Raw genomic sequence first — 12242 nt, 5'->3', positions numbered from 1 at the left:
CACGGTATGTCCCGGCGCTACCGATAGCCCGAGTACCGAACTACGCGAACACACGACCGGGCGGTTCGCAGTGCGCGGGTAGTCCAGGCGCGGAACCGCCGCACCCCGAGGTGAGCTGCGGCGGTTCCCATCCGTTCTTCGATGTACGGACCTCCCAGTGGTCCGCGCACCGAGGCCGTTCAGCGCTGGTTCGGCTTGTGGCCGTGGTTGGCCTTCTTCTTGCGGCCCGCGCGCTTCTTGCTCGACCGTTTGGACACTGTGGTTCGGCTCCGTTCTGTTCGGAATGTCATGCGGTGCGCGCGACCTGGTGGGTCCAGGCCGCGAGTCGGGCGCGAGCGCGCGAGTTGCGCACCAGCGCAGCCGGTTTCGCCTGTTCGATGCCCTCGTAGTAACCGCCGTCGACCACCGGCGTGCCCTGCGCGCCCAGCATGAGGAGCAGGTCCGCGGCCGCGTCGAGCGGCGCTGCCGTGTGACTGCGCAGCCGCGGCATATCGATCTCGAAATCGGCGGGGTGCACGCTCACCGCGGTGAGCCCGGCCGGGCCGGTTTCGGCGAGCGAGCGGGTGAACATCGTCAGCGCGAGCTTGGACTGGGCGTATACCGCCGCGGGCGTGTAGATCCCGCGGTTGCGGTCCAGATCGGTGTAGTCGACAGTGCCGCCGATGTGCATCTTGGAGGTCACGTTGACCACCCGGCCCTTGGCCGTGGCGAGCGCGGAAGCCAGCGCCATGGTCAGCCGCTGCGGCGCCAGATAGTTGACCTGGAAGGTCAATTCGTGACCGTCCTCGGTCTTCTGGCGACGCTGCGGGCCCGCGATCGCGGCGGCGTTGATCAGTGCGTCGAGCGAAGGCACCGTCGCGGCCAGCATGCTCGCCAGCTCGTCGACCTCGGACAGCCTGCGGAAATCGGCGTGCACCATGCGCAGCCTGCGAGCTTCGGCACCGTCCGCGACCAATCGTTCCAGTGCGTCGTCGGCGAGCTCCTTGTCCTGCGCGTGCAGGATCACGGTGGCCCCATCGGCCGCCAGGCGCTGCGCCGTCGCGAACCCGAGGCGCTCATCGACGCCGGTTACCAGCACGATTCGGCCGTCGGACGAGAATTCGGACATAGCTCTCCCATCGAATGAGGTGTGCGTCCCCGGCCAGGAGGGTCACGAAAGACGCACGTACAGAGGGTTGTCGGCGCGCGTGCCACAGCACCGGTCACGAACGCGCCGAAGAACGCCCTACCCGGATCGGGTCAGGCGTGCGTGAAATGAGGCAGAACGACTACGCCGGACTCGGCGGTTCGTCCTCGCCGCCGAAGCCGAAAAGCTCCAGGGCAGACGGCAATCCCCGCTCAGCGCAGCGCGCGGCGAGGGCCGGGCGCGCAGCGCGCCGGCGAGGGATTGCGGTCATGCGATCAATAGAACCGATCTTGTACGCCCCGGACAAGACATCCGCGACCGGTTTGACGAATCCTTAGCGCTCGATCAGCGCTCGGCCTCGAGGCTGCCGAGCAGCACGCGCGCGATGCGGTCGAGTTCGCCGCGGTCCTTCGCGGAAAGCACCGAGAGCATCCGGGGTTCGTTCTCGGTGTGCACGGTGACGACCTTGTCGATCAGCGCGCGGCCCGCGTCGGTGAGCGCGACCCGGATGGCGCGCCGGTCCCCGGCGTCGGCGCCGCGGCGCACACCCGGCGGACTCCAGCCGATCGAGCCGCCCCGTCATCCCGGCACGCGACAGCATCAGCGGGTCGGCGAGCACGGACGGACTGAGCTCCCCGTCGCGATCCGCCAGGCCGAGGCGGCCGAGACGCTGCGCACCGAGACCGTCACGATGCGGCTGCTGACCGACGCGAACGAGGCGGGCGGCGCGCTGAGCACGCTGAATGTGGCGCAGATTGCATACCGGATCGGGAACAACCCTCGCGCGCGCGAGGTTGGCACCGTCCATGACCCTTTCTGTTCCCGTGGTGGTCCGCGGCTACGAGCTCGATACGCTCGGCCATCTGAATCAGGCCGTGTATCTGCAGTACGCCGAGCACGCGCGCTGGGAACTGCTGCGGGCGGCGGGCATCGGCCAGGACAAGCTGATCGCCAGCGGCTTCGCACCGGTCGTCCTGGAGAACAACATCAAGTACCTGCGCGAGCTGCGCGGCGGCGACGAGGTCGCCATCACCTGCGAATTCGACTTCGGCAGCGGTAAGACGTTCCGGATGCGCCAGGAGATCCGCAAGCTGGACGGCACGGTTGCGGCGGAGGTGACGGTCACCGCGGGCGTCATGGATCTCACCGCGCGCAAGCTCATCGCCGATCCCGGCAATTACTTCCGCACACTGGCGGACAGCGCCGATCTCCTGGGCTTGTAGCCCAACCGGTTGGTACCACACATCGGCCCGTGCCGATGCAATACCGCCAATCTCGGGCAATGCGGACCGATCGTCCCGTTTGGAAGTAGCTCGTCGATTGCGGTCGTAAGGTTGCCGGGTCACCGAAAATCTTTCGGCGCTAGCGCATCCCAAGCCCAGATCGTGTTTGCCGGGGGCGGTGAAATCTTCCGATCCGAGCCATCCACCACCCGGTCCGCGCTATGATCCAGAGCACGCTCGGGGGTCCTGGCAAATCGCGAGCAGATCGGAGGCAGACCATGACCGACGCATTCCACCTCTCCGGTGTCGCGCCGACCAGTGACCGTGTTCCCCCGCTTCAGGGTCTCTTGATCGCGGAGTCGGATCGCGAGATCACCGTCCGAGTCGCCGAGGGAACGTGGACATTCCGTCGGTCCGACGTCCTTCGGATGATCGACTGGAACGGCGCCGACGGCCGCGATATAGACGGCCGACCGGTCATGGTCGACATTCGCGCGGGCGCCACCGCGGATTTCACCCGCCGCCTGCGCATCGATCTGGTCGATCGGCCGCTGACCATCGCCGACAAACCGTCCGAAGCGCTGGGCGACGAACTCCTGCAACAACTTACGGCCACCTGGGCGGACCGCCTGCAGCTGCTCGACCTGCCCGGCGGCAGCGCGGCCACCCTGACCTACTGCCAGACAAAATCGTTCGCGGGCAGCGACGACGGCATCAACTGCGACAGTCTCGACTGAGCGGGCTAGCGCATGGTGGCACGCCGGACAGGTTCGGTCCTGATCGTGTCCGAATCGGATGACCTGCACGCCACCGCGATGGCGGCGACGCTGCGAGATCATCACGGGCTCAGCCCGATTCATCTCGACCTGCGCGATTTCCCGCGCGAATCCGGCAGTTTCCGGCTGGATCGGCTCGGCACCACCCGCTCGCTGTCGCATCTGATCGGGCTCGACGACGTGCGCTCGGTCTGGTGGCGGCGCCCGCATCCCAGCACCGTGCCCGCGGGCGTCCGTGCCACCGACGACGCCTATCGCCAGGCCGAATGCGATGCGTTCATCCAGGGCCTGCTGTGGTCGATTCCGGCGTGCTGGGTCAACGATCCCGGCGCCGACCGCACCGCCGGACGCAAGATCGTGCAGCTGGAAACGGCGCAGCGGGCCGGGTTCGCGGTACCGGAGACGCTGATCACCAACGATCCGGACGAGGCACGCAGTTTCGTCGAATCCCGGCGCGGCCCGGTCGTTTACAAACGCACCGGCACCAGCCGCGCCGAATTCTCCGAGACCAGGATCGTCGGCCAGGCCGACCTGGATCGGCTCGCGGGCATCAGGTCCGCGCCGACCACCTTCCAGGACTACATCGACGCCGAATGCGATCTGCGCGTGGTGTGGGTCGACGGCGTCGAATGGACGGTGCGCATCGACTCCCAGGCCGGTGTCGGCCGCGTCGACTCACGGCTGGACACCTCGGTCGACTTCGTTCGGGAGCAGCTGCCCGCCTCGGTGAGCAAGTCGCTCGCGACGCTGATGGGCGCGCTCGGCCTGTCCTTCGGCGTGCTCGATATCCGGCTCGGGATGGACGGCGAGTACTACTTCCTCGAGGTCAACCCGCAGGGACAGTTCGCGTACCTGGAGATCAAGACCGGGCTGCCGATCTTCCACAGCCTCGCCAACCTGCTCGTCTTCGGCGACGGATCTGTCCAGGGGTACTGACAACACGCCGCGAGACACCGCCGGCGCCGGGCACAACGACATTCGGCGACGGGTACGTCCGTGCGCGTGGTCGGCGCACCGTACTGATCGATGTCAGCGCACGGCCGAGCACCGACCTGGCTGACCCTCCGCGTGGTGGCGGCGGAAATCGACTGCCGCCACCGGGATTTCGAGTCCCCCCGCGGAACTCCTATTGCGTCTTGCGGCGATTCGCCCCGCCCCGGCTGCGGAGTTGCACATGCGACTCCACCAGCACGTTATGGATGAAACCGTACGAGCGGCCGGTCGCCCGTGCTAGCGAACGAATGCTCGCCCCCGCCTCATACTGCTTCTTGAGTTGGGTCTGCAAACGGTCACGGGATTTCCCCGTGACGCGGGTGCCTTTACCCAAGCTGGCCTTGTTTTGTGTGGGCCTGTCGCTCATGGCTTCCTCCGAGTCGCCGAGCAGCGTCTTTCCAGGCTAAGCGCGAACCAGGCCGTGATCAACGATTCGGTGTGATGAAACTCACGCGAGCTGAATCAGTTCCAGATATTCGGCCGACCAATGGTCCTCGGTGCCGTCCGGCAGCAGGATGACACGCTCGGGCGACAGCGCCTCCGCCGCGCCGGGATCGTGGGTCACCAGAACGACCGCGCCCGCATAGGTGCGCAGCGCGTCGAGCACCTGTTCGCGCGAGACCGGGTCGAGGTTGTTGGTCGGCTCGTCGAGCAGCAGCACATTGGCGGCCGAGGACACCAGACCGGCCAGTGCCAGACGGGTCTTCTCACCACCGGACAGCGTGCCGGCGGGCTGCTCGAGCTGCGGGCCGGAGAACATGAACGCGCCGAGCAGGCCGCGCAGATCCTGCTCCCCCGCATCCGGTGCGGCATGGCGGATGTTCTCCCACACCGTCGCGTTGTCGTCGAGGGTGTCGTGCTCCTGCGCGAAGTAGCCGACCTTCAAGCCGTGGCCGGGGACCAGGCTGCCCGCCGTGGGCTGCTCGACACCGGCGAGCAGGCGAAGCAGTGTGGTCTTGCCCGCACCGTTGAGGCCCAGGATCACCACCCGGCTGCCGCGGTCGATGGCCAGATCGACGCCGGTGAAGATCTCCAGCGAGCCGTAGAGCTTGCTCAGGTTCTCCGCCATCAGCGGCGTCTTGCCACAGGTGGCGGGCTCCGGGAACTTGATCCTGGCCACCTTGTCGGCGACGCGCACATCGTCGAGTTCGGCGAGCAGGCGGTCGGCGCGCTTGGCCATGTTCTGTGCCGCAGTGGCTTTCGTCGCCTTGGCGCCGAGCTTGGCGGCCTGCGCCTTCAGCGCGCTCGCCTTCTTCTCGGCGTTGGCGCGTTCGCGGCGGCGGCGCTGTTCATCGGTGGCGCGGGCGTCCAGGTACTTCTTCCAGCCCATGTTGTAGACGTCGGCCTCGCCGCGCACCGCGTCCAGGAACCACACCTTGTTCACCACGTCGGCGAGCAGTTCGACGTCGTGGCTGATGACGATCAGGCCGCCGTCGTGGTTCTGCAGGAACCCGCGCAGCCAGGTGATCGAGTCGGCGTCGAGGTGGTTGGTCGGCTCGTCGAGCAGCAGGATGGTGTCGGAGCGGCCGCCGCTGCCGTCGGAGGCGGCGAACAGGATGCGCGCCAACTCGATTCGGCGGCGCTGACCACCGGACAGCGTGCGCAGCGCCTGGCCGAGCACCCGGTCGGGCAGGCCCAGGCTGTTGCAGATGCGGGCCGCCTCGCTCTCGGCGACATAACCGCCGAGTGCCGAGAAACGCTCCTCCAGGCGGCCGTACTTGCGGACCGCCTTGTCGCGCTCGCTCTCGTCGGCGACCTCGGCCATCAGCGCCTGCTGCTTCTCCATATCGCGTAGCAGCGTGTCCAGGCCGCGCGCGGACAGCACCCGATCGCGAGCGAGCACGTCCAGGTTGCCCTCCCGCGGATCCTGCGGCAGGTAACCGATATCGGTGGAGCGCAAGATCTTCCCGGCGTACGGCTCACCCTCGCCGGCGAGGATGCGCAGCGTGGTGGTCTTGCCTGCGCCGTTGCGCCCGACCAGGCCGATCCGGTCGCCCGCCTGGACCCGCAGGGCCGGCCCGGGGGCCGACAGCAGGGTGCGGACTCCGGCCCGGACTTCCAGGTCGGTCGCGGTGATCACAGATGTCTCCTCGGGCTACGGCGGTGCTGGTCGGTTGCTATCGATTGTGCGACCTGAGTACACACAAGAACTACCGATTTTACCCGGGGTGCCCGCCCCCTTCGCCTGTCGGTCGCACCACACCCCCGGCCACCGGCATCTGCCTGCGCGGAGGGTGCCCCGCGGCACACCGCAGCCTCGGGTGACGAGGGTCTCCGGCCCGCCTACGCCATGCGCACCCTCCCCATCGGCACCTCCCTACGCGGTATCGGTCGGTGATCCACTGAACGGACCGGGTGGGTACGGGGGCCCGCGGTGTGGCGAAAGCTTCTCGGAGGAGTGCGGCGGAGTTCGGCAGGAGGTGCCTGCCCTGCCGCCACGCTATGAGGGGGTTCGACATGACGATGGCCAATCGGTTCCGGGTCGGCGCGGCGGTGGTGGCCGCGGTGGCGGGCAGTGCGACGGCGTTCGGTGTCGCGGGGGCGACGCCGCCACCGGAATTCCTGAACGGATTCCGGTCACCGACCGGCAATATCACCTGCACCATCGCGGACAAGGGCGCCGTGTGCGAGATCGCGCAGCACACCTATCCCACGCCGGGTAAACCGGCGGACTGCTATCAGACCTACGGTGACCGAGTCGTGCTGTACCTGGGCAGTCAGGCCAGGTTCACCTGCCACGGGGACACCATCCGCGATACCAGTCTGCCGGTGCTGTACTACGACCATTCGGTCCGCTCCGGTGACGTCGAATGCTTCAGCGAACGCTCCGGCATCAGGTGCACGAACGCGCGGTACGGCCATTGGTTCCGTATCGCCGCGGAAGCCTACGAGCTGCACTGATCAACTGCGGCCGACCTTGCTGTGGTTGAGGCGGAACTTGAAGGCGGCGACGAGGCCACCCGCCAGGCCGACACAGATCAGGATGAGGCATGGCTGCACGATGGCGCCGAAGCCGGAGCCGTGCAGGATGACGTCCTGATAGCCCTTCAGCGCCCAGTACTGGGGTGTGTACGGCGAGAGGGCGCGGGCCCAGGCGGGCAGCGTGTCGCGCGGGGCGATGGTGCCCGCGAGGCCGCCGAGGGCGAGCGAGCCCGGCTGGGCCATGATGGCGAGCTGATCGATGGTGCGGCACAGCGAAACCAGGGCGATACCGAACCCCCAGGTCGCGACCGCCAGCGACGCCGTCAACGGGATCAGCAGCCAGACCGATCCCTTGCACCGCAGATCCCATACGCCGAAGGCCACCACCCACAGCAGCATCAGCTGCGCCACCGAAAACAGCACGGACGGCAGCGATTTGCCGATGATGATCTCCACGGCCCGCACCGGCGCGGCGCGCAGGCGATCCCAGGTTCCCCATTCGTGCTCACGGAAGAACGACGCACCGAGCAGCACCGTGATGAAGAACGAGAACAGCACGATGGTGCCGGGCCCCGCCTGTTCGATACCGCTGGCGTCCGGAAACCCGGACATCCGCAGCTGCGCCTTGTCCGACGGCGTCAGGAACGCCATCATGCCGATGGGCAGCACCGTGATCACGACGAGCTGCGCCGGATCCGAGCGAATCCGGCGAAAGTCCGCCCAGGACAGCGCCCTTGCCCGATCAATGGCCGAATCATGCAACAGCATCGCGGATCTCTTCCTCGGGGTGGTCGCCGTCGCGCGCCGCGCGCATGATGGCCAGGTAGGCGTTCTCCAGATTGGGGTGGCGGATCTCGGCCGACAGCAGCCGGTCCGTATCGCCGTCCAGGGTGGCGAACAGCTGGGCGAGCAGCTGACCGGGCACGGCCGCCGGAATGATCAGGCCGGTGTCGATCACCTCCGCGCCGGGCGCGGCCAGATAGCCGCTCAGACTGGACGGGATGGCGCCCGAGAACTCCAGGCGCACAGCGGCTTGCGCGTACCGCTCGACCAGCTCGCCGACGCTGCCCTGCGCGAGGATCCGGCCGTGGTGCAGTACGACCACGCGTGCGCGCAGCACCTCCAGTTCGGGCAGATAGTGCGTCGCGTACACCACCGCGGCGCCGCGGTCGGCGAGCTCGCGCACCTCGTCGAGCAGGTCCTGGCGGGCCGAGACGTCGGCGCCGACCGTCGGCTCGTCGAGCCACAGCACCTCGGGCCGGTGCAGCAGCGCGAGGGCGGTGTGCAGCCTGCGCTGCTGGCCACCGGAGAGCTCGTGTGCCCTGGTGGCGAGAAACGGTGTGACACCGAGTGATTCGGCGACCTCGGCGATCCGTGCGTCGAGTTCCCCGCGCCCGACACCCATGAGCCTGCCGAAGAACAGCATGTTCTCCCGCGCGGTCAAGGTGGGATATACGCCGAGTTCCTGGGGTGCCAGCCCCAGCTTGCGCCGCGCCTGGCGCGGTCTGGCCCGTATGTCGATGCCCGCGACGGACACCGTGCCGGAATCGGCGGGCGTCAGGCCCGAGACGATCGAGGCCATCGTGGTTTTCCCGGCCCCGTTGGGGCCGAGCAGGCCGAGCACCTCACCGGGTGACACGGTGAGATCGACGCCGGTGAGCACCTGTTTCTTACCGTAGGACTTGTTCAAGCCGCGGATTTCCAGCATCGCGCACCTCCTCGCTCAGTGTTGGCCATGGCCGCGGGCAGCCGCCCGCGCCGAGTATCGACACGCCGCCTGCGCCCGGCGGTTCCGGTGTGAACGCACCGACGATGTCGGCGGCGACCGGCGCGATGGGATGGCTCGCGGCCCGCCCGCCGGGTGTGTTGGTCAGATCGGTCCAGAGCCGGGGTGGTCGCGCCACCACGATCCGCCAGGGATGGTGGTGCGCAAGGTATTCCGCGATGCCCTCGACGGCCGCCTTGGCCGCGACATAGTGCGGCCAGAACTGCGGCGGCGTGTGTACCGCCTCCGAGGACACCAGGACGACGGTCGCCCCGTCGCGCAGCCGCGGCGCGCAGACCGCGAGCGGCCCGAAGATCAGCCGGGTGCTCGCCGCCATGAACTGCGCGGCGGGTTCCACGGCGTCCGGCGCGAGCGGCAGCGTGGGAATGGCGGGCGCGGCGAGCAGCACCAGGCCGTCCAGCGGGCCGTCCGGCAGCGCGGCGCCGAGCGCCCACCCGTCGCTGACGTCGGCGAGTACCGGCCACAGGTGGTCGCGGTAGGTGTGCGAGGACGCGGCGAGTACCTCCGGTGCCCTGGTGCAGCTCACCAATACCCGCGCGCCCTGACTCGCCAGGCCCAGCGACACCGCGGCGCCGAGCCCGCGGCTGCCGCCGACGACGAGCACCGTGCGATCGGCCAGCCGCTGCGAGGGCGGCAGCACGGCGGCGAGCTCCGCGGGATCCGGTCCAGGCACCGGTTCCCGGATCAGGCTCTGGACCGTGATGTCGGCCTCGCTGCCGCACCGCACCTTCGCCCGCAGTGTGACGAGTCCGGACCGCCGGTCGACATCGGGCGCCTCGGTGTCGAATTCCACCGCGCCGCAGCCGGATCCGTGCAGCGCGACCGTGCACGCCACCAGCAGCGCGTCCCGGCCCGGCGTGCACATCCCGGTCCAGTAGCTGGCCCACCCGAGCACCGTCGCCGCATGCTCGGGCACCCGGCCGCCGATCACCCGCGCCACCAGATCCGCGATGAGCCGGTAGTCCACCGCGTACGCGCCGCGCTCGGGACCGGGCGCGCGGCCGGAATCGTCGGTCAGGTCCGCCAATTCGAGTGCGCGCGGCGTCTCGCGCGACGGCTCGCCGACGGCCGCGGGACCACACCACGGCAGCACGGGCCCGAGCCTGCACCGGATGCCGACGACCTCGATGCCGCCGAAGCTCACCCGGCCGCGGGCCGTGCCCTCCGCTACCGTCCAGTCGACCTCGTAGCGCCGCCCCGGGATGGTCGGCTGGCGGAAGGTCGCGCGAATCTCGCGGACCACCATGGGATCACACGTCTCGGCCAGCGCGGCCAGTGCCAGCGTCACCACCAGCGCGCCGTGCGCCACCGGCCTGCCGTAGGGCGAGCGATGCCCGAAATCGGTGTCGACGTGCAGCGGGTTGCGATCCCCCACCGCGGTGGCGTAGCTGAGCACATCGCTGTCGGTGAGCCGGAACACCCTGGTGCTCATGACACACCGGCCTGCCGCGCGGCGACCACGGCGGCCGCGATATCGGCCAGCGCCACCTCCGAGGTCAGCAGCCGCTCCGGAAGTTCCACGCCGAAGCCGCGTTCCACCGCGTAGACCAGGCGCACCTGAGCCAGCGAATCCCACGTGTCCATATCCGCGCGCGCCGTCGCCACTCCGTGCGCGGCGGGCTCGCCGACCACCTCGGCGAACAGCTCGAGCAGCCGCGCGGTCACCTCATCGATAGCCATACTGCACCTGCGCCTCTCGTACATGACGGCTGCGCTCCAGCGCGCCGCTCACCAAGTCGTATCCGTAGACCGATTCCTGTGCCGACTCCGCGTCGAGCCGGAAACCGTGCCGGGCGTACAGATCCCGGACCAGCGCGTTGCGCGCGGTCGGCCGATACCGGCCGAGGACCCGGTCACACCCGCGCGCCAGTGCCCACTGGGCGGTGCGCGCCAGCAGGTTGTCCTCCACCGTCCGGCCGATGACCCGGCAGCTCAGCAGCAGCGTGTCGATCTCGACGACGCCGTCGCGGTCCTCGGCGAGCAGGACGCCGACGATGCCGTGGTCGGCGAACCGGTCGCGCAGCCGCAGGGTGACCGCGAGCCAGCGCGGATCCTGCGCGATCTTCAGCACCTGCGCCTGGGTATGCCTGCGGGTGGTGAGGTTGAACTGGTTCGTCTTGCCGATCAATTGGGCCGCGCGCTCGACACTGGTCCGGTTGATCGGCTCGATCGTGGCCACCATCGCCAGGCCGTCCAGGAACTCGTCGAGAGTGCCCTGTGCCGCAAGCGATTCCGCGGCCGCCAGCGCCTGATACGAACGCTGCCTGGTGAAGTCCTCGCTGGACAGCGCGCCGGGATGCAGCCACGGCAGCGCCGCGAGCAGTGCGGGCGCCTTCGCGACCGACGGCGGCAGGCAGATCGCGCGCACCTCGGGCAGCGCGGCGCGCACCTGCGCGCATTCGGCCGGGTTGTCGTCGATGAAGACCATACTCGCCGGGCCCAACCGGATCTTCTCCGCAATCTCTTGGAGCTGTTCGGATTTCGGCCGCCAGTCGGCGACGACGCAGGTGAAGTCGGCCGGGCCCAGCACCATGCCCGGCGCCTCGGCGAGCGCGCGCAGCGCCAGGTCCCGGTCGTTCTTGCTCGCCACCGCGAGAAGGACACCGCGTTCGGTGAGCGCGCGCAGGTAGCGCTGGAACTCCGCGAACGCCTCGCCCTCGGGGCCCGCGCCGATCCGGATGCCCTCGATGCCGTCCTCACCGAGGATGCCGCCCCAGAGCGTGCCGTCCAGGTCGAGCACGACGCAGCGGGCGCCGCGGCCGCGGTCGGCGGCCACCGTATCGGCGATCGCGGCGGCCAGCCACGGCAGGCTGTCCGGTGCCAGCGGCTGGCGGACCCGGTACCAGCTACGCGGATCCTCCCAGTGCCGCAGTCCGACCTGCGCCGCGAGCTGCTCGACGTCCACGAAGAGCACCCGGCCACCGGCCTGCTCGGCCAGCCGGGTGTTGATCTCGCGCACCAGGCTCGACCGTGACCGCGGTGCCCGCCAGGCCACGGGGCCGTAGGCGTCGACCGGCGGCGGCGCGAAGCCGAGCTGGATCACCCGGACGCCGAGCCGGGCCGCGGCGTCCCAGAGCCCGACCCAGCGGCGCACGATATCGTCCGCGCTGTCGGCCAGATCGTGATGGGTACCGGACAGCACCACGTAGTCGCCTTCGCGCAGCGGTGTTTTCGGGTCGAGCAGCACCTGTTCGACCTGACCGAACGGGAATTCGAGCAGGTGCGGGGTGATTCCGGCGCGGGCGCAGGCGAGCGGCAACAGCTCGGCCAGGAATTCGGTGGTGTAGGTGGCCAGCACCGCGAGCCGCACCTCGGCCGGGTGCGTGGTCGGCGCCTGCGCGAGCTCGTTCGCACGGCGGGTCCACGTCACGTAGCCGTCGGCGGGTGAAAGCTCCACTGCCAGAGAGGTATCCACG

General features: G+C 69.2%; 14 protein-coding genes and 1 pseudogene. 4 read left to right on the top strand and 11 right to left on the bottom strand.

Going from position 1 to position 12242, the window contains the following annotated elements; all coding sequences use genetic code 11:
• Positions 1-286: 286 nt before the first annotated feature.
• Together ACIG5A_RS00770 and ACIG5A_RS00765 are read right to left on the bottom strand one after the other, a co-directional pair.
• Entirely contained in the window at positions 287-1108 is an 822-nt protein-coding gene (locus ACIG5A_RS00770; protein WP_397236214.1) for an SDR family NAD(P)-dependent oxidoreductase, read from the bottom strand.
• Positions 1109-1471: 363 nt separating this feature from the next.
• Entirely contained in the window at positions 1472-1672 is a 201-nt protein-coding gene (locus ACIG5A_RS00765) for a hypothetical protein (protein WP_397236212.1), read from the bottom strand.
• A gap of 260 nt (positions 1673-1932) precedes the next feature.
• On the opposite strand from ACIG5A_RS00765, the gene ACIG5A_RS00760 reads away from it, so the two are divergent.
• The 3 genes from ACIG5A_RS00760 to ACIG5A_RS00750 all read left to right on the top strand — a co-directional run bounded on the left by ACIG5A_RS00760 (position 1933) and on the right by ACIG5A_RS00750 (position 4061).
• A complete protein-coding gene (locus tag ACIG5A_RS00760; RefSeq protein WP_397236210.1) occupies positions 1933-2349 on the top strand; it encodes an acyl-CoA thioesterase in 417 nt (138 codons plus the stop codon).
• Between the two features lie 278 nt (positions 2350-2627).
• Positions 2628-3086, top strand: coding sequence for a hypothetical protein (locus ACIG5A_RS00755; protein WP_397236208.1), 459 nt, complete (start codon positions 2628-2630; stop codon positions 3084-3086).
• A gap of 45 nt (positions 3087-3131) precedes the next feature.
• Entirely contained in the window at positions 3132-4061 is a 930-nt protein-coding gene (locus ACIG5A_RS00750) for a hypothetical protein (RefSeq protein ID WP_397236206.1), read from the top strand.
• 190 nt (positions 4062-4251) lie between these two features.
• On the opposite strand, the gene ACIG5A_RS00745 is transcribed toward ACIG5A_RS00750, so the two are convergent.
• Both ACIG5A_RS00745 and ACIG5A_RS00740 read right to left on the bottom strand, forming a co-directional pair.
• Positions 4252-4485 (bottom strand): helix-turn-helix domain-containing protein, encoded by a 234-nt coding sequence (locus ACIG5A_RS00745; protein ID WP_397236204.1) that lies wholly within the window; start codon positions 4483-4485, stop codon positions 4252-4254.
• An 81-nt stretch (positions 4486-4566) separates the two neighbouring features.
• Positions 4567-6198 carry an ABC-F family ATP-binding cassette domain-containing protein gene (locus ACIG5A_RS00740; protein WP_397236202.1) on the bottom strand — a complete coding sequence of 544 codons (1632 nt, stop codon included), beginning with the start codon at positions 6196-6198 and terminating at the stop codon, positions 4567-4569.
• A 377-nt stretch (positions 6199-6575) separates the two neighbouring features.
• Between ACIG5A_RS00740 and ACIG5A_RS00735 the strand changes: the two genes are divergently transcribed.
• The gene (locus ACIG5A_RS00735) at positions 6576-7019 is read left to right on the top strand and encodes a DUF6636 domain-containing protein (protein WP_397236200.1); all 444 of its coding nucleotides are present in this window, start codon (positions 6576-6578) and stop codon (positions 7017-7019) included.
• Here ACIG5A_RS00735 and ACIG5A_RS00730 read toward each other — a convergent pair whose 3' ends face one another.
• From ACIG5A_RS00730 to ACIG5A_RS00700, 7 genes and pseudogenes are all read right to left on the bottom strand, one after another.
• Positions 7020-7808, bottom strand: a complete 789-nt coding sequence (locus ACIG5A_RS00730) for an ABC transporter permease (RefSeq protein ID WP_397236199.1) — start codon at positions 7806-7808, stop codon at positions 7020-7022.
• Complete coding sequence (locus ACIG5A_RS00725; RefSeq protein WP_397236197.1) at positions 7795-8748, bottom strand: ABC transporter ATP-binding protein; 954 nt, start codon at positions 8746-8748, stop codon at positions 7795-7797. Before ACIG5A_RS00725 ends, ACIG5A_RS00730 begins: the two co-directional genes overlap by 14 nt.
• Positions 8711-9853 carry an SDR family NAD(P)-dependent oxidoreductase gene (locus tag ACIG5A_RS00720; RefSeq protein ID WP_397238751.1) on the bottom strand — a complete coding sequence of 381 codons (1143 nt, stop codon included), beginning with the start codon at positions 9851-9853 and terminating at the stop codon, positions 8711-8713. The genes ACIG5A_RS00725 and ACIG5A_RS00720 overlap by 38 nt, the downstream gene beginning before the upstream one ends.
• The gene (locus ACIG5A_RS00715; protein WP_397238749.1) at positions 9841-9906 is read right to left on the bottom strand and encodes a hypothetical protein; all 66 of its coding nucleotides are present in this window, start codon (positions 9904-9906) and stop codon (positions 9841-9843) included. The genes ACIG5A_RS00720 and ACIG5A_RS00715 overlap by 13 nt, the downstream gene beginning before the upstream one ends.
• Before the next feature lie 94 nt (positions 9907-10000).
• Positions 10001-10258: pseudogene (locus ACIG5A_RS00710) on the bottom strand (MaoC family dehydratase); the annotation flags it as partial.
• Positions 10255-10506, bottom strand: a complete 252-nt coding sequence (locus ACIG5A_RS00705) for an acyl carrier protein (protein ID WP_397236195.1) — start codon at positions 10504-10506, stop codon at positions 10255-10257. The pseudogene ACIG5A_RS00710 and the gene ACIG5A_RS00705, both read right to left, overlap by 4 nt.
• Positions 10493-12241: an HAD-IIIC family phosphatase gene (locus ACIG5A_RS00700; RefSeq protein ID WP_397236193.1), complete on the bottom strand. Its 1749-nt coding sequence runs from the start codon at positions 12239-12241 to the stop codon at positions 10493-10495. Before ACIG5A_RS00700 ends, ACIG5A_RS00705 begins: the two co-directional genes overlap by 14 nt.
• Position 12242: the final 1 nt, after the last annotated feature.

The sequence above is a fragment of the Nocardia sp. NPDC052566 genome, from assembly GCF_044547285.1.
GTDB lineage: Bacteria > Actinomycetota > Actinomycetes > Mycobacteriales > Mycobacteriaceae > Nocardia.
This window is presented reverse-complemented; position numbering and strand designations above follow the sequence as displayed.

Coding starts and splice junctions, on each gene's coding strand:
- ACIG5A_RS00735 (WP_397236200.1), top strand. CDS start 6,576: ATGACGATGGCCAATCGGTTCCGGGTCGGCGCGGCGGTGGTGGCCGCG.
- ACIG5A_RS00770 (WP_397236214.1), bottom strand. CDS start 1,108: ATGTCCGAATTCTCGTCCGACGGCCGAATCGTGCTGGTAACCGGCGTC.
- ACIG5A_RS00730 (WP_397236199.1), bottom strand. CDS start 7,808: ATGCTGTTGCATGATTCGGCCATTGATCGGGCAAGGGCGCTGTCCTGG.
- ACIG5A_RS00745 (WP_397236204.1), bottom strand. CDS start 4,485: ATGAGCGACAGGCCCACACAAAACAAGGCCAGCTTGGGTAAAGGCACC.
- ACIG5A_RS00760 (WP_397236210.1), top strand. CDS start 1,933: ATGACCCTTTCTGTTCCCGTGGTGGTCCGCGGCTACGAGCTCGATACG.
- ACIG5A_RS00705 (WP_397236195.1), bottom strand. CDS start 10,506: ATGGCTATCGATGAGGTGACCGCGCGGCTGCTCGAGCTGTTCGCCGAG.
- ACIG5A_RS00755 (WP_397236208.1), top strand. CDS start 2,628: ATGACCGACGCATTCCACCTCTCCGGTGTCGCGCCGACCAGTGACCGT.
- ACIG5A_RS00725 (WP_397236197.1), bottom strand. CDS start 8,748: ATGCTGGAAATCCGCGGCTTGAACAAGTCCTACGGTAAGAAACAGGTG.